Origin of the sequence: Stieleria maiorica, assembly GCF_008035925.1 — a bacterium.
GTDB classification, from domain to species: Bacteria; Planctomycetota; Planctomycetia; order Pirellulales; family Pirellulaceae; genus Stieleria; species Stieleria maiorica.
Genome location: NZ_CP036264.1, coordinates 9,571,597 through 9,597,922, shown reverse-complemented (window position 1 = coordinate 9,597,922; position 26,326 = coordinate 9,571,597). Strand labels below are relative to the sequence as shown.

General features: G+C 61.4%; 18 protein-coding genes. 9 read left to right on the top strand and 9 right to left on the bottom strand.

The annotated features are described in order from the left end of the window. The first annotated feature begins 161 nt into the window (after positions 1 to 161). From Mal15_RS32820 to Mal15_RS32810, 3 genes are all read left to right on the top strand, one after another. Positions 162 to 2,123 (top strand): redoxin domain-containing protein, encoded by a 1,962-nt coding sequence (locus tag Mal15_RS32820; RefSeq protein WP_233903176.1) that lies wholly within the window; start codon positions 162 to 164, stop codon positions 2,121 to 2,123. A gap of 207 nt (positions 2,124 to 2,330) precedes the next feature. Beyond that, a complete protein-coding gene (locus tag Mal15_RS32815; RefSeq protein ID WP_167547190.1) occupies positions 2,331 to 2,849 on the top strand; it encodes an Hsp20/alpha crystallin family protein in 519 nt (172 codons plus the stop codon). Between the two features lie 160 nt (positions 2,850 to 3,009). Then, positions 3,010 to 3,582 carry an RNA polymerase sigma factor gene (locus Mal15_RS32810; protein WP_233903175.1) on the top strand — a complete coding sequence of 191 codons (573 nt, stop codon included), beginning with the start codon at positions 3,010 to 3,012 and terminating at the stop codon, positions 3,580 to 3,582. A gap of 240 nt (positions 3,583 to 3,822) precedes the next feature. Here the strand turns inward: Mal15_RS32810 and Mal15_RS32805 are convergent, their stop codons facing one another. From Mal15_RS32805 to Mal15_RS32790, 4 genes are all read right to left on the bottom strand, one after another. After that, positions 3,823 to 5,298 (bottom strand): DUF7133 domain-containing protein, encoded by a 1,476-nt coding sequence (locus Mal15_RS32805; protein WP_390623448.1) that lies wholly within the window; start codon positions 5,296 to 5,298, stop codon positions 3,823 to 3,825. Positions 5,299 to 5,329: 31 nt separating this feature from the next. Beyond that, positions 5,330 to 8,860, bottom strand: coding sequence for a family 16 glycoside hydrolase (locus Mal15_RS32800; protein WP_167547189.1), 3,531 nt, complete (start codon positions 8,858 to 8,860; stop codon positions 5,330 to 5,332). A 154-nt stretch (positions 8,861 to 9,014) separates the two neighbouring features. Further along, positions 9,015 to 10,013 carry a DUF1559 domain-containing protein gene (locus Mal15_RS32795; protein ID WP_147871586.1) on the bottom strand — a complete coding sequence of 333 codons (999 nt, stop codon included), beginning with the start codon at positions 10,011 to 10,013 and terminating at the stop codon, positions 9,015 to 9,017. Between the two features lie 126 nt (positions 10,014 to 10,139). After that, a complete protein-coding gene (locus tag Mal15_RS32790; protein WP_147871585.1) occupies positions 10,140 to 10,634 on the bottom strand; it encodes a cell division protein FtsH in 495 nt (164 codons plus the stop codon). Positions 10,635 to 10,797: 163 nt separating this feature from the next. On the opposite strand from Mal15_RS32790, the gene Mal15_RS32785 reads away from it, so the two are divergent. Further along, complete coding sequence (locus tag Mal15_RS32785) at positions 10,798 to 12,594, top strand: adenylate/guanylate cyclase domain-containing protein (protein WP_147871584.1); 1,797 nt, start codon at positions 10,798 to 10,800, stop codon at positions 12,592 to 12,594. Positions 12,595 to 12,718: 124 nt separating this feature from the next. Here Mal15_RS32785 and Mal15_RS32780 read toward each other — a convergent pair whose 3' ends face one another. Both Mal15_RS32780 and Mal15_RS32775 read right to left on the bottom strand, forming a co-directional pair. Beyond that, complete coding sequence (locus Mal15_RS32780) at positions 12,719 to 13,564, bottom strand: alpha/beta hydrolase (protein ID WP_147871583.1); 846 nt, start codon at positions 13,562 to 13,564, stop codon at positions 12,719 to 12,721. A 209-nt stretch (positions 13,565 to 13,773) separates the two neighbouring features. After that, on the bottom strand, positions 13,774 to 15,285 hold the full coding sequence (locus Mal15_RS32775) for a sulfatase family protein (protein ID WP_147871582.1): 1,512 nt from the start codon (positions 15,283 to 15,285) through the stop codon (positions 13,774 to 13,776). 148 nt (positions 15,286 to 15,433) lie between these two features. Between Mal15_RS32775 and Mal15_RS32770 the strand changes: the two genes are divergently transcribed. After that, a complete protein-coding gene (locus tag Mal15_RS32770) occupies positions 15,434 to 16,654 on the top strand; it encodes a hypothetical protein (protein WP_147871581.1) in 1,221 nt (406 codons plus the stop codon). A 275-nt stretch (positions 16,655 to 16,929) separates the two neighbouring features. Here Mal15_RS32770 and Mal15_RS32765 read toward each other — a convergent pair whose 3' ends face one another. Next, positions 16,930 to 18,024 (bottom strand): TIGR01212 family radical SAM protein, encoded by a 1,095-nt coding sequence (locus Mal15_RS32765; protein WP_233903174.1) that lies wholly within the window; start codon positions 18,022 to 18,024, stop codon positions 16,930 to 16,932. A gap of 136 nt (positions 18,025 to 18,160) precedes the next feature. Between Mal15_RS32765 and Mal15_RS32760 the strand changes: the two genes are divergently transcribed. Next, positions 18,161 to 18,622 carry an FHA domain-containing protein gene (locus Mal15_RS32760; RefSeq protein WP_147871579.1) on the top strand — a complete coding sequence of 154 codons (462 nt, stop codon included), beginning with the start codon at positions 18,161 to 18,163 and terminating at the stop codon, positions 18,620 to 18,622. A 147-nt stretch (positions 18,623 to 18,769) separates the two neighbouring features. On the opposite strand, the gene Mal15_RS32755 is transcribed toward Mal15_RS32760, so the two are convergent. Then, the gene (locus Mal15_RS32755) at positions 18,770 to 21,160 is read right to left on the bottom strand and encodes a protein kinase domain-containing protein (RefSeq protein WP_233903173.1); all 2,391 of its coding nucleotides are present in this window, start codon (positions 21,158 to 21,160) and stop codon (positions 18,770 to 18,772) included. A 185-nt stretch (positions 21,161 to 21,345) separates the two neighbouring features. On the opposite strand from Mal15_RS32755, the gene Mal15_RS32750 reads away from it, so the two are divergent. Together Mal15_RS32750 and Mal15_RS32745 are read left to right on the top strand one after the other, a co-directional pair. Continuing rightward, positions 21,346 to 22,653 (top strand): amidohydrolase family protein, encoded by a 1,308-nt coding sequence (locus tag Mal15_RS32750; RefSeq protein ID WP_147871578.1) that lies wholly within the window; start codon positions 21,346 to 21,348, stop codon positions 22,651 to 22,653. Positions 22,654 to 22,828: 175 nt separating this feature from the next. Then, the gene (locus Mal15_RS32745) at positions 22,829 to 23,896 is read left to right on the top strand and encodes an SAM-dependent methyltransferase (RefSeq protein WP_147871577.1); all 1,068 of its coding nucleotides are present in this window, start codon (positions 22,829 to 22,831) and stop codon (positions 23,894 to 23,896) included. Between the two features lie 197 nt (positions 23,897 to 24,093). Here the strand turns inward: Mal15_RS32745 and Mal15_RS32740 are convergent, their stop codons facing one another. Further along, entirely contained in the window at positions 24,094 to 24,423 is a 330-nt protein-coding gene (locus tag Mal15_RS32740) for a hypothetical protein (RefSeq protein ID WP_233903172.1), read from the bottom strand. A 392-nt stretch (positions 24,424 to 24,815) separates the two neighbouring features. Here Mal15_RS32740 and Mal15_RS32735 point away from each other — a divergent pair, with 392 nt between their 5' ends. Continuing rightward, the gene (locus tag Mal15_RS32735; protein WP_147871576.1) at positions 24,816 to 26,129 is read left to right on the top strand and encodes a Gfo/Idh/MocA family protein; all 1,314 of its coding nucleotides are present in this window, start codon (positions 24,816 to 24,818) and stop codon (positions 26,127 to 26,129) included. Positions 26,130 to 26,326 lie beyond the last annotated feature (197 nt).

Here is a 26,326-nt window from a genome sequence, read left to right as displayed (position 1 = left end):
ACAGAGACGATACCGGCTCAATGTAGCTACGCTCGCCAGAGCGTGGAAAAAGCCCTGCGAGGAAGACGATGACACCGGGAATCCACCTTCTGACGAAGGTAGCTACGTTTGTTCCACGATTGACGTCCGTTCGCTAGATCCGAATTGTTTCCCCAACAATCATGATGAAGCTCCAAAAACGAATCCCATTATCCGCGGCCTGTTTCGCTTTGTTGCTCGGGTCATTGGTCCAGCCTTCACCGGCCGATGAACCCGTCGCCTCGCCCGCACTGGGCAAGCGTTTGACCCGCATCGATCTGGATGGCCATCGCGGCCGGCGCTGGCAGCTTGAGGATTTCCAGCAGGATTCCCATTTGGTCGTGGCGTTTCTGGGAACCGAATGTCCGCTGGCAAAGCTCTACGCCGTCCGGTTGCAATCGATGCACAAAACGCTCGCCGACAAGGGTGTCCGTGTGATCGGTGTGATGAGCAACCGACACGATTCGCTGTTGGACATCAGCGCGTTTGCGCAGCGACAAAGCCTGACCTTCCCGATCGTCAAAGACGCCGGTGGTCGACTGGCTGACGACCTCGGTGCGACGCGTACGCCCGAAGTGTTTGTGTTTGACGACCAGCGTCGACTGCGCTATCGGGGCCGTGTCGATGATCAGTATGGAATCGGATATGTCCGCGACAATCCACGTCGCAACGACCTGCGTGAAGCGATCGACGAGTTGCTGGCCGGCACAGAGGTTTCTGTTCCCCGGACCGAGGCGGTGGGCTGCATCATCGGTCGCAAGAAAGACGTCCAGACCGATGCGGCGGTAACCTACGGCGGGCAAATCGCAGCGATCCTCAACCGCCACTGTGTCGAGTGTCATCGCGAGGGCGAGATCGCCCCGTTTGCATTGACCGAGTACGAAGAGGTCGCCGGTTGGGCCGACATGATCGCCGAAGTCGTCCGCGACCAACGCATGCCGCCCTGGCACGCCGATCCCGAACACGGCAAATTTGCCAATGCCCGACGTCTGAGCGACGAGGAGAAGCAGTTGCTCTATGACTGGGCCCAGGCCGGTGCGCCGGCCGGCGACTTGAGCAACCTGCCGGTGCCGCCGGCCAAGGTCGCGGGCTGGCAATTGCCGCGCCAGCCCGACTTGGTGTTCAACGTCAGCTCCCAGCCGTTCGAAGTCCCCGCCGAGGGCGCCGTGCGCTATCAATACTTTCGGGTCGATCCGAAGTTGGATCACGACGTCTGGGTCGAAGCGGCCGAACTGAAGCCGGGCAACCGAAGCGTCGTCCATCACATCCTGGCGTTCGCGGTACCCAAAGGCCAACGCCGTGGGTTGGACGGCGCCCGCGGGTTCTTGGTCGGCTACGTTCCCGGGGCACGCGTCGAACCCTGGCCGGCCGGGCATGCCAAACGAATCCCCGCCGGCAGCGAGCTGATCTTTCAGGTTCACTACACACCGATCGGAACAGCGGCAACCGATCAAAGCGAACTTGGAATCTGTCTGGTCGATGAAGCGACGGTCACGCACGAGATCGTGACCACCAGCGCTGTCCAAACACGATTTGCCATTCCACCGGGCGATGCGGATCATCCCGTCGCAGCGGTCAGTCCCGAATTCCCTGCCGATGCGAAATTGTTAAGCATGAGTCCGCACATGCACGTCCGCGGCAAGTCGTTCGAGTATGCGATCAAGTCCACCTCCGAAGTCTTGTTGTCGATCCCGCACTATGACTTCAATTGGCAAACCACCTATGTCCTCAAGCAGCCGTTGCCGTTGGAGGCCGGTGATCGAATCGAGTGCCGGGCAGTGTTTGACAACAGCGCCGCAAACCTGAACAACCCCGATCCATCGAAGACGGTGAAGTGGGGAGATCAGACTTGGGACGAAATGATGATCGGCTATTACCACTTGTCGGTTCCCCGCGACCGCGACGATTCCGGCCCCACGACGGCCGAACGACGTCGGGCGGCGGTCGAGCGCGCCGTCCGACTCGCGACCTTCGATCGCATCGATCGCGACAAAGACGGCAAGCTGACCAAGGCCCAAACGCCACGCAAGCTGCATAAGGTTTTTGACGACCTGGACGCCGACGGCGATGGCGTGCTGACCCGCCAAGAAGCCGAAACGCAGTGACCCTTGCGAGCGAAGCTCCCTCCGTTGCCTCGCCACGTACGACGGCCCTTCCGGGCGGTCGCTCCGCACCGGTACGACGGCCCTTCCGGGCGGTCGATGCGCCATTGGCATACCACGTGCATCCATCATCCCCACGAAACCCGAAACTGTCGCAATGACAGTCTTCACCGGGCGACCGACCTTCAACTCTTTCGTGGAGCAATCGCAATGCGTATGGTTTTTCCGTCCCCCGCGTCGGGACGTTTGATGGATGAATTGGCCACGGATGTGGGAACACTCGTCGAATCCTTTTTCGGTGAGGCAACCGATCGGGGGCGTGCGGCGCGTCAGAATCGGATGCCGGTCCCGATGGACATCGATGAAACCGACGATGCCTATCAGGTGACGCTGGACGTGCCGGGTGTGCCGATCGAATCGATTGCAATCGATGTGCACGAGAACACGTTGACGATTTCCGGACAACGCGTGTCGGGTGCGAATGCCAAGTCCGATGAAGAAGCAGCGGAAAACGGCTCCGCCGCCGAAAACAATGAAGGTGCGGCGTCGACGGTCAAGCGTCATCGACGGGAACGCCCCAGCGGCAAATTCGAGCGGAAGCTGGAATTGCCGTTGGCGATCGAATCCGATGCGGTCACCGCGAACCTTTCCGACGGCGTGTTGGTCGTCTGGCTACCAAAGGCGGACCCCGAAAAAGGCAAACGCCGAATTCCGGTGACGAAGCGATAATCACCGTCAATTCCAACGCGGCGGGGCAGCAAAATGGCAAGTCCCGTCACGTAGGCGGATCACAGCCGCGGCCCGGGTGTTTACAATTCGTCGGGGCCGTTTGTCGTAGACGGCCACTCCGATCAGCGAGTCAGCACGAACGAATATTGGAATCGACCGATTGGGCGCGAAGCGAGAATCTGAAGAGTCCGAACTGATCGATCGGGCACTCGCTGGCGACCGTTCGGCGTTCGCGGACTTGGTGCGTCAAAACCAGGAACGCCTGTTCGCTTCGATGCTGCAGGTGACCGGGTCGCCGGAAGAGGCCGAGGAGGCGTCGCAGGAAGCCTTCATCCGAGCGTTCGTCAAACTGGACACGTTCCAACGCAACAGCCAATTCTTCACCTGGGTCTATCGGATCGCGTTCAACAGTGCGCTGACGATGCGCCGCAAGAAGAAGGCACGTGTTTCCCTGGACCAGCTTCGTGAAGAAAGCGGGTTGGAAATGGGGGGCAATGATGATGCCGTTGACGAACCGATGCTGCGCGATGAACGCGTCGATCTGGTCCGCCGTGCGATCGACACGTTGACCGACGAGCATCGGAAGATTCTGGTGCTCCGCGAGATGGACGAGTTCGCGTATGAAGAGATTGCAGAAGTCCTGGAGATCTCGATCGGCACCGTCCGCAGTCGACTCAGCCGCGCCCGACGTCAATTGAAGCTTGCCATCGAAGCGATCGAAAAGACGCAGTGACCCATGTCAGCGGGAAGCGTGACGGCCTGTTGATTTAATCAGCCGTTTGGCGCGAGCCTACGGGCGCCAGTGCGTTTTCTTGGGATAGGAAGCCCGTACGCTCGCGCGAAACGGCTGATCCCACAAGTGATCGGAGTAAATCAACGGGCCGGTGAGTGAGCGGCCCTTGTCGATCCCGATGCAAACGCCCGCCACTCGCTGACGCGTCGTGCTGGCATTCACGTGTTGTGCCGGCATTGGCTACTTGGCCAGATAGCTCGCCGTGTAATACGCCTGGGGATGCAGCAAGGGTTGCCCATCGGCGTTCTTAATCTTGTCGCACAAAAACTCGTGGACGTGTCCGCGTTGCAGTCCATCGACGACCAGGCGTACTTTCATGCGATCCTCGGACACGGTCGCTGATCGAATCGTCGGCTGCGTGTGGTCGACTTCGGGGCTGCCGTATTCCGAGCGATACTCGTACGTGTAAGTTTGCAATTGATAGAGCGCCGGGTCGGAAACCGAATTCGGATCGACGGCCTGAGTGAACTCGAGCTCAAAGCCATCGTTTTGCAAGCGGATCGCCAGGATTTCGAAGGGCGTCTTTCCGGTCCAATCGAGGCGTTCGATCGCAAACGGTCGCGGTCCGACCGAGCCCCAGCCGCGGTTGGTCCCGCCGACAAACAATGACCCGCCTGGCGTCATCTCCACGCCGACGTTCCCCGAGGCGAACCCCGATCGAAACGGAAAGCAAACGCCTTGGACATGACCGTCGACTTCTTCCAAGAAGACACGCATGATGGTGCTGGCCGATTGGTCGGCAACGAACAGTTGATTCTTGAACGGGCCGAACTTGCCGTCGGTGGTGTCACAAGCGATCCCCGAGGCGCTTTTGCCCATCTTGGTGTAGGGGAACAGCACGGTCGGCATGTCCAGTTCGTCGATCCGATCGGCTTCGATATGCAATCGCGAACCGCTCTCCGGTTCGACCGGTTTTGGTCCCATCGTCGATTCGGCGTCGGCGTACCATCTGAACCCGCCGGGGTGTCCGACGAACCGTCCTTGTCGCAACGGTTTCAGGGCGCAGGTGCCGTTCCATGGCCCTTGGTTGTCGGTGTAATACCAGCGCCCTTGGGCATCGGCGCCGATGCCGGCCGGGGAACGCACGCCACTGGTCATCGGCAACGTCTTGCCGTCGGGCGTGATCTTCATCGCCCAGCCACGGTACGGCACGTTGCTGTTGAACGAACCGGTCAAGCACAACGTGACGGCCATGTTGCCGTCTTCGTCGAACTTGGATCCGAACGCGTATTCGTGGTAATCGGTCGACACGCCCCAGCCGTCGGCCACGGTTTCAAACACGTCGGCTGCGCCGTCGCCGTCTTCATCACGCATCCGGGTGACTTCACAGCGTTGCGTCGCGTACAGCCAGCCCTCGCGCCAGGCCAGGCTGAGCGGTTCGTGCAATCCGCGTGCGAAAAACGAAAACTGGTCGGCAGTGACGGTCTCGGCCAGCGGGTCGGCGATGCGAAAGATATCACCACGACGACTGCACACGGCCATCGATCCGTCGGGCATCAGCTGGAATCCGCACGCTTCGATCACCTCGCCGATCGGGGTTTCGAACGTCGTGATGGTGTAGTAATCCGATTCTTTGGCGGATTGGGCCGATACGTGTGTGGCGGCGCACAGGAGCGCCGCGGTGGTCAGTGCGAGAAAGGGTTTCATGGGGGTCATGGTTGGTTGACTTCGTCGAACAGGATCGGCGTTACCACTGGATGATTTGGGTGAGCGTCACGGATGTTCCGGCGGGCACTCGGGCTCGCAACTCGCTTTGCCCGCGGGCGGAAATGATTTCACAGGGAACGTCGGCGATGGACAGTTTGAGCGGGCCGGCCTGGTACAAGCCGTCGCCGAGCGCTTCAATCTTGGCCGCCCGCAGGACCCGCCAAATCAGCCCGCGTTTGTCGAAATCGTCCGAGTCGTCGGGGCGGGTGATCGTCAGTTGGCGCTCAAATCCGCCCGGACCGAGCGGCCGGATCGAATCGGAGACCGTTGTGTCGCCGATCGAGTACAGGAACGTCGGGTTGCCGGCTTCATCCAGTCGGTAGCCGCCGAACTGGTATCCGAGATCGCGTCCCGATTCACTCGGCCACGTCATGTCGATCGAATCGCCGGGGGCCAGCGGCGTCCAGGGTTCCAGGGTGTGGATGGAATCGCCGGCCGGCGTCGTGCGGCCTTGACCGCGTCCGGTCCAATGTCTGGCCGCGTCGATGAACTCGTGCTTCCAGATCGAATTCAACCCCATCCGTTCGGCGTCCCAGATCAGGTTGACTTCGCCGGGGAATCCGACCGCGATGCCGCGACCGGAAACGCCTTCGAAAAAGTTGCGATAGATTCTCGGTCGCTGAGCCGCCGCCAACAGGATCGCGCCGACACGCAGCCCCGGTGGCTCCTTGGCCGATTCCCCCTCATTCAGATAGGACCACATCGCGGCGATCTGATTCGCCGGGTCGCCGTCGAACAGACCGGTAAACGCGCTTCGGCCTTCGGGGAAACTGTTGGGCATTCGTGTCCCCGGTCGATACTTCGTCGGGTCTTGCAGGTAGCGATGGAACCAATCGGCGCGCAATCGTTTGGGCATCGCCAGCAGATCGATGACACCGATGCCGCCGCCTTTGACATCGTTGTAGGAGTGGCATTTGATGCAAGACAGTCCGGTGGCACCGGTCAATTTCCGTCCGTCGTTGACATGGGCATCCTTTGCCAGTTCGGCCATCGTTGTGCCGCCGTCGGTTTCTTGGCGGTCCAGTCGCACCAAGCTTTGATGCAACAGGTCCAGGTTCCCGTCACCGAAGCCCGGCATCCGCGTCAGCATGTACGGACGTTCGTTCGCTCCGTGAGCGAACAGATCGGTCAGGTACGACGACTTCAATTTATCGCCGACATCATCCAGCGGCGGCGGCAACCGGCTCTCCCAACCCATCTCTGCCGTGGTCGTTTGAAACGACGCATCGCGTGCCGCTTCGGGGCCGCCCGACGAGCCGCGTCGATGACAGGCGTAGCAATTCAGCCCCGCCAGGGTCAGGTGGACCAGATCCGGATCGGTGATCGTCATCGCCGTCGATCGGGCCTCCTTTCGCAAACCGATCGCGTTTTCGATCGAACGTTTCTGTCGCGGCGACAAGTGAAAGTCGACCGCGGGGCGGGACACCGAATTGGCCAAACATCCGCGGTCCGTTCGAACGTCCGTCAATTTCGGAGCTTGGTCGACCGGCGGGCGTGACGATCCGAATTCATGGCACGAGGCGCATCCGGCGGACTGGAACAGTTGCCCGCCGCGCTGGACCGAATTCGGGTCCGGACGGAACTCGCTGGCCAGCAACGGTTCGGAGCCTTCCTTGTCATCGGTGATCACTTCGCGCAATTGGACACGGCCCAGCATTGGATCGTTCATGTGCGCTTCCAAGGCGACTTCGCCGGCATTGTTGAACCATTCGACGCGGACCGGGTACAGTCCCGCGGCCAATTCGAAGGTGGCCTTCTTGGTGACCTTGGGATGAATGCCGTCGTTGTCGATCTGGTGATCGCCGATGAACAACCGCGACCCGTCGTCGCTGGCGATGGAGAACTCGTATTTTCCCGCGCCCGCGATCCGAATTTGTGACTGGAACACCATGGCGGTGTGCAGCGGGTCGCCGTCGTGTTTCAGTTCCAGCCCCGAAACGAAGTCTTCGGAGACGGGTGTCAGTGCGTCAAAGTCGGGCAGCTTGTCCCACTGGCCTTTGTAGATCAGACGGCGAAATTTGACATCGCTGGCGCGCTCGGTGACTTTGGCCGTCAGATAGCTGGCGATGGCATAGGCGTCGCCCATCGAACCGACCAGCGACGGCATGCGGGCTCCCTTGCGTATGCGGTGTGGCTGGGCGATCAGTTGGGCCAGCGAATCGACGGTGTACTTCACATCCACCGGGCCCAAGGGAACCGTGGTCGCGGTGGGCGTTTCCGTCCCGTCAAAGGGCTGATGACAGGCCACGCACCCGACGCTGTGATACAGTTTCTGGCCGCGTTTGACCGCGGTCGGTTTTGCGGGGCGGTCGACCAGTTCGGAGCTGTCGCCGGCCAACATCAGGTAGCTGGCGATCGACGCGGCGGCCGAGCGACGTTGCTGGGCATTGAGTCCCATCCAGGGATCGGGCATCGTCGTCCCGGTCTTTGTTTTGTGGGGATCGGCGATCATGTCGACCAACGCGTCGGGGCGAACCCGCTGGCGCACCTCGGTCAGCACAGGGCCCGTTTTGATCGGCAACGCGCCTTCGGCACCGGCGTGACAGTTGACACAGCCGAGGCTGCTGATCAGCAGTTCGCCGCCGAGTCCGTTGGGGTCGTCGCGGCCGGCGAAGAAGCGTTCAAATCCGGGGACGATCGGCCGCGTTGCTTCGCGGGTTGCGTCGCGGGGGATCAGCCAGATGTTGCGAAAGCGGACGGGGTTTCCGTGATCTTGCAACACGATCGGTCCGTCGTCGGGGCCTTCGCGGTACTTGGCCGCGGTCGTCGTGGAGGGCACGGCGACATCGTTCTGGACCGTGACGCCATTGAGCCGAACGGTCATCCGTGCGTCGGACAGTTTTGTTTGGCCTTGGTAGCGCGCGGCGGTGAAGTCGACGTCGTAGGTTTGCCACTGCAGGGGAGGCAAACAGGCGTTGGAATCGGGGGCTTTGACGCCGTAGATCCCGCCGGTTTCGTTGGACGCCCCGGACAGCCCGAACGAGTCCAGGACTTGCGTTTCATAACGTCCTTGGTGATACACGCCGCTGTTGCCCCGGGCTTGTCCGCTGGCGGTCGGCATCCACGGGGTGCGAAACTCCAGGTGCAACGTGTAATCGCGAAAGGTCTGTTTGGTCTCGGTCCCCTGTTGCAACAGCCCGTCGTCGGTCAGGGTGCCGTTCTTCCAATTGGCCAGGGTTTCCGCCGAACCGTCGAACAACACGATCGCGTCCGGCGGAGGGGCGGCACCGAGCGTCGGCGAAGCCCGCTCGACACGATCGACTTCCAACGAGTCGGCCAGGTCCAGGACCGTGTCTTCGTCCCCCTCCAGCCGGCGCGGCGGGTTGCCCGCCGCGGCAATCCCCTTGAGCGCGACGTCGTAGACGATGATTTCAAATTCGCCATCGCCCCGCGCAACGACGTGCATGCTGTGCTTTTCGCCGTCGTATTCACCCTGGATGGCGAAATCGGGGTCCGAGCTGTGATCCCTTGGTTCGGCGGCCGAGACACAGGCGGCCAGCAGGCAAATCAATGTCGTGGAGAAAGACGCAAAACGCAGGGTTGCAAAACACAGAGTTGCAGAAAGCAGAGTTGCTGGGAGCAGGGACACAAGGCGCATGGACGATTCGACGGTAGGAAAGAAATCAATCGCTGTGGCGGAACTCGCCACAGCATACACGAACACATCAGTGATGGTACGGGATGATTTCTTGACCGTTGACCGAGGCTTGGGAGCGGTGGATTTCCAGATCCAAGCTGTAATCCATCATGGTGACCCGCCCGTCGGCGAACGCCACGTTCCAGCCGCCGTAGTGCGTCGAGCCGAAATCATGACATTCCAAGCAGTTGGCCCGCGAATCGACCTTGGGAGAACGCGCGGCGTAGCGGACGTACGAATGAGAGGAGATCGCAACGTCGTGGTAGCCGGCCAACGGCGAGCGGTCTCCGAACCCGTCTCCCGTTTCCAGCTTGTTCAGATCCATCGCCTTCTCGCCGATCAGGTAGGTGTTGCTCAACCCGTCAAAAATCGTGTTGAACCGCGTCCGTTGTCCGAGCACCCAGACGCCGTCGTGGGTTAGCCGGATCGCGGGTGCATCGTTGCTGTTGGGCGTTGCACTGGTGTCGATCTCCGCCGAACCGCCGTTCATCGCATAGTCGTTTCTGGCTCCCGAATCGCCATACCGCAAGCTGTACGGTTCGACCAACGGGTACGGCTCGGCATCCCGCCGTGACGGGCAGTGCAACGTTTCCACCGGAACGCGGACGAGCGACTGGATCCGATCCGATGGCGTCACGGCCAGCGATCGGGCCAGCGGTTGAATCCTGGTCGCCAGCTGCGGTTCTTCCAGGTACAGCAGCACCTGCGTGATCCATGTGCCTCCCCCGATGTGGGTTCGAAAGCGGTTTTCGCGTTGCGTGATCAGGAACCCCGGACGCTCCCCCCCATAGCCCGGCAATTCCTTGAACGCCGATTCGTAATTGTGACAGGCCAAGGCGACCTGCTTCAGTCGGTTCTGGCATTGGATCACGCGGGCCGCCTCCCGAGCCGCCTGGACGGCCGGCAGCAGCAATCCGACCAAGATCCCGATGATCGCGATCACCACCAGCAGCTCGACCAGCGTGAACGCGCGGCGGGAAGCGATGTGGCGGTGCGGCGATGAAGTCGAGGGATCAAGAGCCGGCATCGGATCAAACCTGCACAAAGATCGACAGACGAGCGGACGAGCGACGGGCATCAACGGACGCTCCGTTATAGGTGATCTCTCGCTGCGCTGCCAAAGCTTTTCCGATGCGTCGCCTGCTCGGGGACCTCAGCTGCGGATCCAAAACGACAAGGTTTCGGCCAATTGTTCGGCATCCAGGTACTCGTGGGCCAGCAATTCATCGCTGACCGCCGCGATCGCCGCCCAGCACAAATCGTCGCTCAGGTGGTGGTGCAGCAACACCACGACAGATTCCAACAGTTGCGTGCGGCGCCGTGGATCTCGCATCAGCCGTTCACCGCGTCGCCACGCCCAAGCCCAGTCGTGTTGCCAGGGCCCGAACGTGGCCGGATGCAATTTTTCGCCGCGGTAAATCATTTCCGCGACCGGGCCGGCAAGGATCGTCAACACCTCGCGCTGGACTTGCCAATCGCTGTGGGCGTCGACGCGCCCCCAGTTGACGTGGCAATCCCCGAACCGCTCGGGCAGCCAATCGTCCGCTTCGGCGTACAGGCCGACCGATTCGATTTCCCCGCCCAGGGCGAAGCCGACCACCGCGTGACCGGCTTCGTGATACGCGGTCAGGGTCTCGTCGTCGTCCATGATTTGGGGTTGGGCAGGAAGGTGACAGAAAAAGAGGGGGCAGAAAAACAGGAGGGCAGCCGACAAGAAAACGGATGACAAGAAAATAGAGCAGAACCTGCCCCCGCGCAAACCTGAAACCCGGAACTTGGAACTTCTCCCCCGACCGGGTAACTTACACCGCATGGCTGATTTAATCGCACAGGGACCGCAGAATTATCATCGTTGGCGTCGGGAGGTCCCCGATGCGGCGATGCGTCGCGATGTGGTGATCGGTCGTAGTGATGCGGATTGGAACGTCCCCTGGGATCCGATGATCTCACGGGCACATGTGCGGTTGATTCCCCAAGCCGACGGTCGGCTGGAAGTGATCGCGGTCGCTTCGGCGCGGAATCCGGTTTACCACCAGGGACGTCATGCGGTTCGCTTTGTGCTGGTGCCCGGCGACCACTTTGTGATCGGCAAGACGACGTTCACGTTGGCTGCGGCGACGGGCAAACGTTCTCCGGAACGCCTGGGGGATGGTGCCGCCGAAGACGAAGTGGATGTGACCGAAAACGTGTTCGATCACGTGGCCCTGCGTCGCAAGCACTTTCGAGACGTCAATGCGCGGATCGACGTGTTGACCCGGCTTCCCGATTTGATCGCCAGCAGCGACAGCGATCAAGAATTGTTGGTTCGGGTGACGAGTGTCTTGTTGCAATCGACGCCATCGGCCGAAGCGGTCTCGATCCTGTCGGCAGGGGATCTGCAGCACGATCCGGAAGCGCCGATCGAGGTGCTGCATTACGACAATCGCAGTGCGACGCTGGGCGGTTCACCGATCAGTCGACGGTTGGTCCAACGGTCGATCGAGAAACGTGAAAGCATTTTGAATGTGTGGGCGTCGGGCGATTCGATGTTGACCACCAGTGCGTTCACGGCGCGGGAGGACGTGGATTGGGCCTACTGCGTGCCGCTCCGCACCCAGGCCTGTCGCGGATGGGTGATCTACATCACGGGAAAGCTGCCGGACACCGAGATGATGACGGGATCGGGAAGTCCGGTGGATATTTCCGAGCAACTGCACGACGACGTCAAGTTTGCCGAACTGGTCGGGACGACGATGGCCAGTTTGCAACAGAGTCGTCAGCTGCAACGTCGCCAGGCCGCGATGAGCAACTTCTTTGCGCCGATCGTGATGCGTGCGCTCGCCAGCGGTGATAGCGAGAAAGTGTTGCAGCCCCGCGAGGCCGAGCTGACGGTGATGTTCTGTGACCTGCGCGGGTTCTCCAGCCGCAGCGAACAGGACTCACAGCAATTGTTGCAACTGTTGTCCGACGTCAGCGATGCGCTGGGCGTGATGACCAAACACATCCTCGGCTATGACGGGGTGATCGGCGACTTTCACGGCGACGCGGCGATGGGGTTTTGGGGATGGCCGCTGGCGCAGGACCGGTCGATCATCCAAGCCGCCGGTGCGGCCCTGGCGATCCAGGCCGAATACCATCGGTCGGACCTGGGGTTCCGCTGCGGCATCGGACTGGCCCACGGCCGTGCGGTTGCCGGACAGATCGGCACCAAGGATCAAGTCAAGGTGACGGCCTTTGGTCCGGTCGTGAACCTGTCCAGCCGGTTGGAGTCGATGTCCAAACGCTTCGGGGCGGAGATCATTCTTGACGAAGCGGCTCGGGCCGCATTGCTGGCAGCCGGCCGGCACGGATTCCGACTCCGGCGACTGGCCAAAGTCCGTCCCGCCGGCTTTGCCAGTCCGGTCGAGATTTCGGAACTGATCGGCGAGGCCGCCATCGGGACGCACCAAGTCACCGACGCACTGATCGCCGACTACGAAGCGGCACTGGATCTGTTTTGTGCCTCGGACCTGGACGGCGCGCTGCGGTTGTTTCGCTCCCTGCCGACCTGGGACGGGCCGACGCAAATGATGATCAAGCAGATCCTTTCGGGCGACAGCGAGGGTGACGTGATCGACCTGCCCAAATGATGGTGGCGCCGATTGGGTAAAAGGTGGTCGGTGGATGGGTGTACGACGTCCTTTCTAGGTCGTCGCGCTGAGCCCCACGGGCGACGGCCCGGAAGGGCCATCGTACCCCAAGAAAAGCATCGTCCTAAGCTGGACGGTCCCTAAAGGCCAGAGACCGCCGCCACAGCCAATGGACGGCCTGGTCGATTTCGCGTTCATGCTGGTCGGTGGTGATGCCGTCATGATCGAGGCCTTCCAGGATCACCAATCGTTTCGGCCCGGGCAGCGCGTCGAACACTTCCATCTGCAACGCCGGTGGGACCAACTGGTCGCGTTCGGACTGCAGCATCACCGTCGGGACCTGCGCACCGGGCGCCGTCAACGACAGGTTCATTTCCGGCGGAACGCTTTCGGCGATCGCGTCGGTCAAATGCCCCAGCGGGTATTGCCGTGCGACGCGTTTGACGGTCTGGATCAACGGCGGCGGGTTACGCAGAATCAACCCTTCGATCTGAACCTCCGGCCGCGAAGCCAAATAGGTGGCCGTCGCACAGCCGAGCGAGTTGCCGATCAACCAAATCCGCGGCCGTTGGGCTGGCAAGCCGCTGGTGACCAGCGACCAGAATCGAGACGCGCGGCGGGCGATGTTGGCCAGCGTGGCGCGGCCGCTGCTGGCGCCGTAGCCGGGTGCATTCCAGGTGCAGATCTTGACCGTCGATTCGGGCAGCTGTCGGCACGGCCAATCCGACGCCCGCTCGGCGCGACCGGCCGTCCCGGGGAATTTCAGAATCAGCAGGTCGATCGGTTGATGGTCCGGCGAGAGTTCGCCGCAGGTGCCGTCGCCGCGGGCCCGACGATACTCGACGAAATACTCATCCGTCATCCGGTCGACCGTCACCAGCACGCGTTCTTTGGGCGCATAGACCAGTTCGTTTCGCGAGGGCCGCAAAACGAATCGGTCTAACAGATGACGGCGGAACGAACGAATCATGGCAGCATCTTGACCGTCCGATCCGACGCTGTCTAGCTGGACACCGTCAGTTTGACTTCGCAAGGCTGACAAGCACAAGGCTAACAAGCACAAGGCTCACAAGAGCACGGCCACGTCAAGTTGACGTAGCTACGCTCGCCATAGCGTGGAGCACCCGGGAGATCCACCTTCTGGCGAAGGTCGCTACGCCCGTCTCATCTCGGTCCGTCTCAACGCGGCCCGGGCGCGTTGACGTGGTCGGCCGAGCGGTCTTCACCCGGCGTCATCACCCCGTGGCTGTCGCTCGTGTCCTCGGCGAGCGGTTTTCCGGTCTCGCGGTCAAACGTATCGGGCGACAATTTGTCCGGCACGCTGTCCCCGGTTTCGTCCATCCAACGCCGCAGCACCGCGACCAGTCGCTGCCGGGTTTCCGCGTGCTCGGGGTGTGTCGTCAAATTGTTCAACTGATGCGGATCGGATGTCACGTCGTACAATTCCACCTCCGGCCGCGGCGACAGGAACACATCGGCTTGGGCGTCGTTCAAGCTTCCCGACTCACGCAGGGCACGCAGTTGTTGGTGCGAGTCGCTGCGAACCGAATCCGCAGGGCCTTGCCAGGCCAGCTCCGGACGCCGGTTGATGATCAACAAATGATCGCCGTGACGCACGCCCCGCCCGAACGCTTCGTAGTCGTGCCAGTTGTGCTCCGAAAACGCGTACTCACGGACGGAGGCCGAGGCGTTTTCAAACAGCGGCAACATCGAAACGCCTTGCATCGTTTCAGGGATCTGGCATCCGGCCACCGACAACACCGTCGGCGCCAGGTCGATCACGCTGACCAATTGTTCGCTCGCGCCTTGCCACTGAATTCCCTTGGGCCAGTGGGCCACCAGGCCTGTCTTCATGCCCGAATCGTGCAGTCGCGTTTTGGCTCGCGGGAACGGTCGCCCGTTGTCGGCCAGCACATAAATCAGTGTCTCGTCCAACACGCCTTGCCGACGCAGTTCATCAACGACCACGCCGATGCGATAGTCGAAGCGAGTGACTTCGTTGTAGTACGACGCCAAATCCTGACGTGTTTGCGGGTCGTCCGACAAGAACGGCGGCACAATCACGTCCTCGGCACGGTGCATCGGCCCATACTCGGATTCCTTCCACTGCTTGTCCGCGTCCCAGCCGCGATGGGCGTCGTAGGATGCGAACCAAAAGAAGAACGGTTGGTCTTTGGGGCGGTCACGCGTCACACTCAACCAATTCGCCGAACCACTCGAGTCGCCTTTGACCCGCCCGGCATCGACGTGATCGAACGCCTCCGGTCGTGGCGATTCGCCTTTGCCCGGTGCCGTTGATTTCATGTGATGTTTGCCCGACAGCGCCGTGTAATAACCCGATTGCTTCAAGATCTCGGGGAACCATGGCAAGTGCAACGAGATCGGCTGGTGAAGTTCAGCCGCCTTGCCGTTGTTGTGCGGGTAACGCCCCGTGATGATGCTGCTTCGCGACGGGCTGCAACTGCTGGCGGTCAAGTAAGCGCGATCAAAACGAATCCCGCCGGCGGCCAGTTCGTCGATATTTGGCGTTCGCGCGGCGCGATTGCCGTAGCATCCATAATCGTTCCAACTGACGTCGTCGGCGATGAACAGGATGACGTTCGGCCGATCGGCGGCGAGTGCAGTTGATGCGTCAAGCAGCGCGAAACAACAAAAAAGCAGCGCGGTGCGACGAAGGGCAATTGATAGCATTTCAGATCCGTTGATGAACGGTAAAAAGTTGGGCGTTCAGACCGATCCCTAGCTTAATCGGTGCTCGAAACGGATGTGACACCGGGTATGATTCGAAAGCGGGAGCGGCTTCCAGCCTCTCCCACTTGGTTTGCCGGGGGTCAGACGGATGTTGGAGTCTCTTGACGATCGTTTGCGGCGGTTTGAGATCAACGCCGATGTGAAGCTGTCGCCGGCCGCCGATGGGTTGCGTGGGCAGGTCTGGCTGGCGCTGACGTCCAGCCACCTTGGCAAATCAACGCGTCTGCATGCCCAGGTCTGTCGCTACATCAGTCGTGCGATGATCGACGCGCGGCAAGCGGGGCGCGTCGTGTTGGTCGCGGCGGGTTCGGCGATCGAGCCCTGGGCGATGCGCGCGGCCGATCTTTTTGCGGTGCCGATGATACGGGTGGCGGTCAACGAGCCGATTGACGAGCACTCCGCCGATTTAGGTCGAGCGCTGGAATCGCAACCGCGGATCGAGGTTCGCGCCGACGACACACTGTGTCGCGACACGACGGTCGTCGCGCTGGCCGATCGCGTGGATTGTGTTTTTTGTCGGCCACGCGGCAATGTCCAGCGATCGCTGCGAACGCGTTTGCAGCGGGATCATGAACCGACCATTCGGATCGCGATTCATGACGACCGAGTGGACAAGAAAGCGCAACGCACCGCACGCGCGTTGATGGATTGCGGTGCCGTCGGATGGTATTGTTGTCCACACGGAGTGACGGACCCGTCGCCGACCGATTCGGCACCAATCCATTCGTCTCGGTGGGCCCTCACCCGCGGCGAGTGGTTGGTTCATTGCACCCGCAGCAGCCAAGGTCCTTGGCCGGGGCAAACCGACCGACAGCACCGCGACGCGTTGTTATTGGGTGGCCCCGCGTCGGCGACGGCGGAGCGCACGCCGCTGGATTCACTCGAACGGATCATCCGCATGCGTCGTTTGGTGGCGTCGGCGATTGCGAGCGATCGGGCCTGGCCGGTGGTTTGTTTTTCCGAGCAGTCGCTGGGGCGATTGTTGGCAGAACGCAGCTATCGATCGCATTTGCACCGCTGGGATTACGAACCGTACGGCGTCGCGATCCGAAAGTCGGCCGCGATCGCCGCCGGTTTCCAGCCGGTGATCTACGGCACCGCGAAGGACCGCCGCTGGATCCCGCCGCGGGATCAGTTCCGGTTTCAAGCGGTGGGCAAGACCTACGATTGGACGCGTGAATGTGAATGGCGGATCGCGGGTGACGTGGACCTGGACCGCTTTGATCGCCGTGACGTGCGCGTGTTTGTCGCAAACCAAGCCGATGTCGGTCGTGTCGCCGGTCGATTCGCCGTCAGCGTGGTGGGCTAAAACCTGGATACCAGCGCACGTTGGTGTTTGGCCTTTAGGCGACTCCCCCTCGCTGCAACGCAGCGACCCCGGGGCGGCTAAAGCCTGGACACCAGCGCACGTCGGTGTTTAGCCTTTAGGCGACTCCCCCTCGCTGCGAAGCAGCGACCCCGGGGCGGCTAAAGCCTGAACACCAGCGCACGTTGGTGTTTGGCCTTTAGGCGACTCCCCCTCGCTGCGAAGCAGCGACCCCGGGGCGGCTAAAGCCTGGACACCAGCAAGCCCGCGCCAACGATCTAACCGCCGCTCCCGGATTCGATTCGGCTTTCCATCTTCAGCACCGGCAAGCGTCCCCGCACATCGATTTGCGATCGGATCGATGCGGGGGTGTTGTCGGCCGGACGGGGGCGGTTTTCCGGCAACAGAGTCGGGGGGCGATAATGGGAGCCTTGGCGAGTGCCGCGACGTTTGAATTCCGTTTCGATTTGCAGTTTCAGCGTGGATTTTTCCAGGCACCACTGGGGACCGATCAGGTACTTCGGCGGTGCGTCGCCGCTGATCCGTTCGACGATCGTCGTGGGGGGGATGCGCTGCAGGAAATCGACGACGGTGGCGACGTAAGTGTCCTGTTGCATCAATTGAATTTTTCCGCTGGCGACTTCTTCGCCCAGCGGTGTGCCTTGGACGGCATACAGATTGTGCAATTTGATCGCATCGAACCCCAGCCGTGCCACTTCGTCGGCCGTCTGCATCATCATCGCGTGCGTTTCGCCCGGGATGCCCAAAATGATGTGGACGCAGCACTCAAACCCTTGACCGCGGCAGCGGTCGATGGCATTGACCAGGTGCTCGTGGTTGTGGGCGCGGTTCATCCAATCGAGCCCCGGCTGATGCATCGTTTGCATCCCCAGTTCCAGGGAGACGTAGTGGTCCTGGGCCAGCTTACGAGTCAAGTCGACGACACTTTCGGGGATGCAATCGGGGCGGGTGCCGATGGCCAGCCCGACGATGTCCGGGTGCCAGCGCAGCGCCATCTGAAAGACTTCTTCGAGTTGATCGACCGGGGCGTAGGTGTTGGTGGCGGGCTGGAAATACGCCAAAAACCCCGCGACCTGCTTGTAACGCCTGCGGACGCTGGTGATTCCGCCGTCCAATTGTTCCCCGACGCGTTTCAGCCGCACGCGGCGTGAGGGGCTGAACGAGCGGTTGTCACAGAAATTACAACCACCGCGGGCGACGGCGCCGTCGACGTTTGGACAGGTGAATCCGGCGTCGATACTGACCCGCTGGATTCGCCCGCCGAAGCGACGTCGCAGCGCGGCGCCGAACGCGTTGAACGGCAACCCTTCGCGCTGCCAAGCCAAACGATCGTTACAATGGGAATTTGTCAAAGGAGTCCGTTGCCAAACAGGGTTGCTCGATCGATAGTAGTAGGTGGCGGAGTTCCGCCCCTGATGATTTGATTCTTTTTGTAGCACGACCAGTCTACCGCGATAGACCGTTTTGCCACATCCCGCGAGGACGACGGTGAATTATTACGACGACGACGCCGATCTGGATTTTGCCGGCCCCTACGGCCAGTTGACGCCCGTCGGGGGCGGTGACCCGATCCCCTTGATCAAAGAACGACTGACCATCGGCCGCCGTGCCGAAAATGACATTCAGCTGAAGTTCAATAATGTTTCCGGCCAGCATTGTCGTCTGTCCCTGGAGCACGGCTATTGGTTCATCCGCGACATGAACAGCCGCAACGGGATCAAGGTCGATGGCCGTCCGGTGATCCGCAAACGGTTGGATCCGAAGTGCAAATTGTCGATCGCGCGGCACGAATACCTGGTCGAATACGACCCGCAAACGCTCGGCGCCTACGGTCCCCCGCCGGCCGATGACGAATACCTGGACGAACTGATGCGGAGCTCGCTGATGGACCGCGCCGGGCTCAGCAAACGCGACAGCAAAAAGCCCTTCGGCAACAAGGACCCGGAGTAAAACAAGGCCCCGGAGTAAAACAAGGACCCGGAGTGATTGGGGCGGGACGTAGCCACCTTCGCCAGAAGGTGGATCCACCGCGTTTTCCACGCTCGCATCGAGCGTAGCAAAATACTTCGTTACCTGCGGCTCAGTCTTACCTGCGGCTCAGTCCGCTTGAGCCGGAGCCTGTTGTGTCTCGGTGATGTCGACCCCCGCCGCACGTTTGGAAGTGTCCCCTTCGGCCGGCTCGCGGACGGTCGCGGGAACGTGGGGTGAATCTGGATCTCGGCGGCGTCCGCGATGGATCCGTTCGTCGTCGACGCGGCGGACGAAGATCCAGAGCGTGCCGCTGACCAGCAAGATCGACAGCAAGGCTGCGGCACCTTCCCACAGCAGGGTCTGTTTCATCACCCCGACCGGCGCGAACACCTTGCTCAGTCGGTACTGAACCAGCACCAGCAGATCGGCCTGATTGTCGCCGCCGGATCCGAACTTGCCTTCGCCGGGTACGGCGACCGGTTGCATCGCCGCGATCCAATTGCCCCCATAGGCCTGGGCGTCTTCGGCGACTGCCACGGGGTCTTGGTAATCGACATCGCCGCCGCGCAGCAGGTCGTCCATCTTGTCGGCCGCGACCTTGTACGGGTCTCCGGCGTTGCGCATCCCCGCCCGGTGTCGGGCTTCCAGGTACGGGTGCTGCAAGATCGTTCCGCGCACCTTGCCTTCCCGAGCCTCGACCAGCACGGCGACCTGATTGGCCCCCTCGTCGCCTTGCAGCAATTCAAAGTCACCCAGATTGACCGTGGCCACGAACACCGCGTCGGGCTCGCCGGATCGATCCTCGGACAAGTACACCGGACCGCTGATCGCGACCTTCCACAGCCCCGTCGCGGTGGACTGGAAGGCGGCCGACAGGTGCATGTGATCGAGCGGTTGGATCGAATCGATCGGGGTGTTTTTGGGCAGGTCGTTTTTCTGGGCGTGGTAGTACGTCCGATACGCGTAATTGCGTCCGGCACTGTTCTGATCACGTGCGACCGGGCTGTCATAGGCGATGGAAAAAATGGTGCCCCAGCGGTCGGTGACAAACATCGTCGCCAATCGCGGGATCCGCGAATCCTCGCTTTCCCGCGTGTACTGTTTCAAGCGTTCGTCCAAGTATTGATCCATCGCGACGCGCGCGGGCAGATCCAGCAGCGTGTCGCGGGTGTCGACCATTTTCAGGGCCCGTTCGCTGGTGCCCTGGTCGGCGATGATTTTCAGATTGCGACTGACCGCCGGGTCATCGAGCGCGGCGGCAAGGGACGCTCGAAAACCGGGTTCGTCGATTTCGTCACGGCACAATCGAAAGTAGCGTTCCAGTTCGCTTTCAAGCGTGCGCGCGGCAAACTTCGCCGCCAACTGGTTGCTGCTGAAGGCTTCCTTTCGCAGCGCCTGCTTCGTTCCTTCGCTGGCACGGTTGATCGTTCGTGCCGCGAAGATGCTGGTGGCGACCAACAACAACAGCGGCCCGAGAATCCCCAGCAACATCAGCGGTCGCTTCGCACGCATTTCCTCGCGGCGATCCAATCGATCCAGAATCTCCTGGACGTTGGTAAAGCGGTCCTCGGGGTTCGCGGCAAGACAACAGCTGACGATCCGGGACAGTTCGCGGTCCACACCGGAGCGTTGGATGTGGCGGACCGGCGGCGAGGCCTTTTGGATCGATTCGCGGTAGCGTTGCAACCGCTTGGGCAAGGAACCGGCCGTGTCGAGTTGTTCGATGATCGAATCCTCGCGGTACGGCGGGCCACCGGTCAGCATCCGGTACATGATCGCCCCGACCGCGTAAACATCCCAGGCACTGCTGGGCGTGGACTCCAGATCGGCCTGTTCGGGCGCCATGTAAAACAGCGTTCCCAAGGACGGCGACTGGTCGTGCGTCATCCGGCTTTGGCCAAAGTCAGCCAATCGCGGTTCGTGGTCCTCGCCCAACAGGATGTTGGCCGGTTTGAGATCGCAGTGCAGCACCCCCTTGCTGTGGCTGTGGTTGAGCCCGATACAGATCTTGCGAAACATCTGAACCGACTCGGCGACCGGCATCGCCCCTCGCTCGGTCAGTTCCTCCTCCAGCGAGCCCCCCGTGACCAGTTCCATCACATAATACGGCGGATCGCTGTCCCAGCCGACTTCCAGCACTTGGACGATGTGGCGATCGGAGGACAATTGCACCAGGTTTTTGACTTCGTGGCTGAGCAGCGACCAATTGACACCGCCACGGTGCAAGAAGAACTTGATCGCGACCGGTCGGCCGGTGTTCAAGTCCCGCCCGACCCAGACCTGCCCGAATGCGCCGCTGCCCAAAAATCGCTCCAGCCGATACCCTGGGACATCGGCCGGGGGTGTCGTAGCCTGCATCGACAGCCTTTTGCTGGTCGATCGGCCGCCCTCGGTTTGATACTGCGTTTGATCTTCGTTGCTCACTCCGTCACTCTCGCCCTCTTCGAGCCCACCGTCCGTCTTCGATGTATTTTCACCTTCTGCGATCACCGTGCTCCATTGTAGCGACCGAGGCACCGGAGAAATCCGTGGCGGAGCCAAAGCTTGCGATCGGTCGATGCATTCGTCCAGCGGCGGCCGAACGGTTCGCTCGCTGGACAACGCCACTTTGCACACGAAACATTGCGAATCGCCGGTCAGACGTCGCTACCTTCGCCGGAAGGTGGATCCTGGGCGTCTTCCACGCTCTGGCGAGCGTAGCTATGTCGAAGTGGCGCTGTCCAGCGAGGCTTCTGGCTGCCCTGGTCGTCGTCACGATCGCGCCGAAAACGATCGTCGCCCAACGTCCCGACCCGCAAAAATCGCGTCCGGCGGAAACCCGCGATCGGTCGGCCGACGATCGACCACCGCTGCCGCTTGAGCTTCCGCTCGATGGCCGCGACGGGCGCGAGTTGTTGTTGCGGAATTTTCGTCCCAATTCCAAGCTGGTTGTGCCGCAGAACCCGAGACACTCTGCGACGATGCCCGTGGTAGACGTGCACACCCACTTTCATTACCGGCTTCGTGACAGCAAAGAAGCCCTCGATGACTTCGTCCGCTTGATGGACCGCAACAACATCGCGGTCTGTATTTCACTCGATGGCAAGCTGGGTGACCAACTTGATCGTCACATGGAGTATTTGTGGACGGACTATCGTGATCGATTCGCCATCTTCGCGAACATCGATTGGCAGGGGAACGCCCCCCGAGACCAGCCGGCACTCTGGCCCTGCCACCGACCGGGGTTCGCCGAGCGGACGGCGGCGGAGCTTGAACAGGCGGCAAAACGCGGTGTCAGCGGCCTGAAGCTGTTCAAGCGGTTCGGGCTGAAGTACAAGAACCCCGACGGGACCTGGATGAAGATCGACGACCCGCGATGGGATCCGATCTGGGCCAAGTGCGGGGAACTCGGGCTGCCGATCATCATTCACACCGCCGACCCGGCCGCTTTTTTCGATCCCGTCGACGAAACCAATGAACGCTGGGAGGAACTGAGTCGCCATCCCGATTGGAGTTTTTACGGCGACCAATTCCCCTCGCGACAGGAACTGCTGGACGCCCGCAACCGTGTGATCAAACGCCATCCCGAGACACAATTCATCGGTGCCCACGTCGCCAACAACCCCGAGGATTTAAAGGTCGTCGCCGAGTGGCTTGATGAATACCCGAATCTGTGGATCGAACCGGCGTCGCGGATCGCAGAATTGGGACGCCAGCCTTTCACCTCGCGCGATTTTCTGATCCGCTATCAAGACCGTCTATTGTTCGGCACCGACGGCCCCTGGCCCGAAACGCGTGTCCGACTGTATTGGCGTTTCTTCGAAACCCGCGACGAGTCATTCCCCTACAGCGAAAAAGTGCCACCGCCACAGGGGATGTGGCAGATCTATGGGGTCGATCTGCCCGATGAAGTGTTGCGAAAGCTGTACTTTGAAAACGCGGCCAAGCTGATCCCGGGGATCGCTGAGCGGCTGGGGAAGGTGTCTCGCCGGACCGACTTGCGGGGAATCCATGCCAGCCCGACGCGTTAGCGAGGGGCGCCGCTTGGCCCCTCGCTAACGCGTCGGGCTGGCATGCTCGCGTCAATCACGCACCGTAGGCCAACACATCAAGCCGCCAAGAGTTTGGATCCTCCTTGGCAAATCGAACGCCGTTGGCGACTTCCGCGACGCCTCCAACCCACATCCTCATCACGAACCTTTTACCATGACTTCCACCGACCGATCTACACCCGAGCCGACGTTTGCAATGCTGTGCTGCGCCAACGGTGCGGAGAAACAGGTCAAGCAATCGATCGCAACTGCGGGTTGGCGTTTGGCGTTTTCGCGACCCGGCTTCGTCACCGCCAAACACGACGGTCAAGTCGAGTTGCCCAGCGGGACGTTCATTCGCACCGCCGGCTATTCGCTCGGTCATTTGAAAAACATCGATGGTGAAGCCCAGGTGGCCGGACTGGTCGACCTGTTGACCGAAAAAACCGTCCCCGGCCGGCCCTTTGATCAGCTTCACCTGTGGCCGCGTGACCGGCTTCCGATCGGCAAATTCGGTTTCGAGCCCGGTGTCGATGAGGTCGCCAAATTGGTCGCCCAGCGGGTGCACCAGTCGCTCGGCGGCGAATGGGTTCGCTGCGATCAACCGAATCGAATCGCCCAGCCCGGCGAGCGGGTGCTGGATGTCGTGTTGGTCGATCCCGACGACTGGTTTATCGGTTGGCACACCGCCGCCCAATGGCATTCTCGATGGCCCGGCGGCGTGCAACCGATCGAGCCGCAGTATGAACCGATTTCGCGGGCCTACTTTAAAGCCGCCGAATCGATCACGTGGAGCGGTTTCGATTTGGCTCCCGGCGACGTGGCGGTCGAAATCGGCAGCGCCCCTGGCGGCGCCTGTGGACGATTGTTGGAATTGGGACTGAAGGTGATCGGTATCGACCCGGCCGAAATGGATGATCGGATCGCCAACCATCCGAGGTTCAAACACCTCCGCGCCCGCGCCGGAGATCTTCCGCGGCGGGAGTTTCGAAACGTGAAATGGTTGTTGGCCGATTCAAACGTTAAACCGGAAAAAACGCTGACCACGATCGAAAACATCGTCACGCACCGCGAGTGCTCGCTGTCGGGCATGTTGCTGACGATGAAGCTGGGCGATTACGACGCCGCCGGACGGATTTCGACCTGGTGGCAGCAGATCCAGACCTGGAACCCGATCGACGTTCAAGTCCGCCAATTGGCCCGCAACCGCTGTGAAGTCTGCTTCGCGGTTCGATTGCGGTAGCGACCGCAAAGTCGGATAGTCGCCGTGTTCTCCGAACTCGGCGCCCCCGAAAAAGCGAAGCGTTGCCCCGCGCCGACCTCGGAGAGGACGGCGACTGTCCCGCCCGATCGAACACGAAGCTGCGGTAGACGACTAGGCTGTCATGCTCGTGAGATCGTAGTGGGAACCGCCGGGGATCCACCTTCTGGCGAAGGTAGCTACAGATGCACCGGCAGAAACAACTTGCTCTCGCCGGCCTGCTTGGCCGCCGGCGGGTCGATCCAGGCGGGGGTTTCGTCCTTGCCCAGGCTGTCGGAAACGGCGGATTTGAATCGTGCGACGATTTGGCCGAGCATCTCTCGTTGGCTGGCCGCGGTGACTTCAATTCCGGCTAAGTTGGCCACTCGACCACGGAAGACGTCACCTTCGCGGGCAAAATAGACGATGCAACCAAACGCAGGCACGTTGGCGGGGTCGATTCCGATCGGCAATCCCGGCCGCGCGGGCGGATCCGACGGGGTTGACGGTCTGGGGGTGTCGGGGTTCACCTTCGATTGCTCCTGTGCACTGGGATCCTGTCCGCTGCGATCGGGCCGTCGGGGGGCGTCCACCCAATGCCACCTACTTTCGATCACAAACTGAGCCGTCGGCGCTAGCCGCGGGCCTTGCAGCAATCCAAGGCCCGCGGCTAGCGCCGTCGGCTCATAGAGGTAGGTGCCATGGGGCGTCCGCCACCGGATCACACCGGAGACTGGCGGGGCGAAAAAACCTTGTCAGAAATCGGCCCCCGCAAAGTCAACAGGGACGCGATTCCCTTTACAATACAGCGGCGTGTTCATTCTGCCCACCAACTCCCATTCCCAAATAAAGCTCGCCGGCCGGCAACGCATGCGTCGCGTCACCGCTGCCGGTGAGTGAATGATTTTGAAAGGATCAACAGATGGAAAATCAACCGAGCCGACGTAACTTCTTGAAGACTTCCACTGCTGCCGCGGCCGGCGCGACCCTGTCCAGCACGATCGCTCGGACCGCCCACGCGCAAGGGGACGATCAAATCAAATTCGCCCTGATCGGCTGTGGCGGACGCGGAAATGGAGCTTCGGTCAATATCTTCAAGTCCGGCGGCAACGTGAAATTGGTCGCCGTCGCCGATGCGTTTGACGGCAAGGCGTCCGCGACGATCAATTCGCTGTCCAAGCGATTCAAGGACCAAGTCGACGTTCCCGCCGAGCACAAGTTTGTCGGTCTGGACGCATACAAGAAATTGCTGGAAGTCGAAGCCGATCTGGTCATCATCGCGACGCCTCCGGGTTTCAAACCGCAACAGTTCGAAGCCGCCGTCAACGCCGGCAAACACGTCTTCATGGAAAAACCCGTCGCCTCGGACGCCGTCGGTGTGCGACGCGTCTTGGCCAGCGTCGAAGAGTCCAAGAAGAAGAACTTGATGGTCGGCATCGGACTGCAACGCCGTCACGAAGCCCAGTACCTGGAAACCATCGGACGCATCCACGACGGCGCGATCGGTGACGTGATCGCCAGCCGCGTCTATTGGAACGGCGGCGGGATCTGGTATCGCAATCGAACCGAAGAACAGTCCGAAATGGCGTTCCAGTGTAACAACTGGTACCACTTCAACTGGCTCTCCGGCGACCAGATCTGCGAGCAACACATCCACAACCTGGACGTCGGTTGCTGGCTCAAGGGCGAATACCCCGTCGAGTGCAACGGGATGGGCGGACGCGAGCAACGGATGGATGGCGACCCGACCAAAAGTCAGATCTTTGACCACACGTTCTGCGAATACACCTTCGCCGACGGCAGCAAGATGTTCAGCCAAGGTCGCCACCTGAAGGGCTCTTGGACCCATGTCGCCGAGTATGCCCACGGCACCAAAGGAACCGCCGACGTTAGCGGATCAAAGATCTCCGGTGTGGGCGGCGATTGGCAATTCAGCGGCCAGCGGCAACAAGGCCACCAGCAAGAGCAAAACGATCTGATCGCCGCGCTCGGCCGGGGCGAGATCTATAACGAAGGCGAGTACGGCGCGCTGTCGACCTTCACCGCCATCCTGGGCCGCGAAGCATGTTACAGCGGAAAAATCATCAAGTGGGATGACTTGCTGAACAAAGGACGCGAACTGGCACCTGGGATCGATGACTACACCATCGACAGCCCGGTCCCCGAATCGGCATTGCCCGGCCCCGACGGCAAGTACCCGATCCCCGTCCCGGGACAATACGACCCGTTTGCGTGATCGCCCCGCACTGATGTGCAGGCCTTAGCCCTCGTTCCCAGGCTCCGCCTGGGAACGCAAATCTCCGGAGGCTCCGCCTCCGACCGTGTTGAGGCGGAGCCTCCAGGGCATCGTGTTGTACGACGTCCTTTCTAGGTCGTCGCACAGAGTTCCACGGACGACGGCGCGGAAGGGCCATCGTACAAGGCTAGACACCA

Bases quoted from the DNA above. Each gene is read 5' to 3' on its own strand.
- Mal15_RS32820 (WP_233903176.1), top strand. From the start codon at position 162: ATGATGAAGCTCCAAAAACGAATCCCATTATCCGCGGCCTGTTTCGCT.
- Mal15_RS32815 (WP_167547190.1), top strand. From the start codon at position 2,331: ATGCGTATGGTTTTTCCGTCCCCCGCGTCGGGACGTTTGATGGATGAA.
- Mal15_RS32805 (WP_390623448.1), bottom strand. From the start codon at position 5,298: ATGACCCCCATGAAACCCTTTCTCGCACTGACCACCGCGGCGCTCCTG.
- Mal15_RS32795 (WP_147871586.1), bottom strand. From the start codon at position 10,013: ATGCCGGCTCTTGATCCCTCGACTTCATCGCCGCACCGCCACATCGCT.
- Mal15_RS32790 (WP_147871585.1), bottom strand. From the start codon at position 10,634: ATGGACGACGACGAGACCCTGACCGCGTATCACGAAGCCGGTCACGCG.
- Mal15_RS32785 (WP_147871584.1), top strand. From the start codon at position 10,798: ATGGCTGATTTAATCGCACAGGGACCGCAGAATTATCATCGTTGGCGT.
- Mal15_RS32780 (WP_147871583.1), bottom strand. From the start codon at position 13,564: ATGATTCGTTCGTTCCGCCGTCATCTGTTAGACCGATTCGTTTTGCGG.
- Mal15_RS32775 (WP_147871582.1), bottom strand. From the start codon at position 15,285: ATGCTATCAATTGCCCTTCGTCGCACCGCGCTGCTTTTTTGTTGTTTC.
- Mal15_RS32770 (WP_147871581.1), top strand. From the start codon at position 15,434: ATGTTGGAGTCTCTTGACGATCGTTTGCGGCGGTTTGAGATCAACGCC.
- Mal15_RS32750 (WP_147871578.1), top strand. From the start codon at position 21,346: ATGTCGAAGTGGCGCTGTCCAGCGAGGCTTCTGGCTGCCCTGGTCGTC.
- Mal15_RS32745 (WP_147871577.1), top strand. From the start codon at position 22,829: ATGACTTCCACCGACCGATCTACACCCGAGCCGACGTTTGCAATGCTG.
- Mal15_RS32735 (WP_147871576.1), top strand. From the start codon at position 24,816: ATGGAAAATCAACCGAGCCGACGTAACTTCTTGAAGACTTCCACTGCT.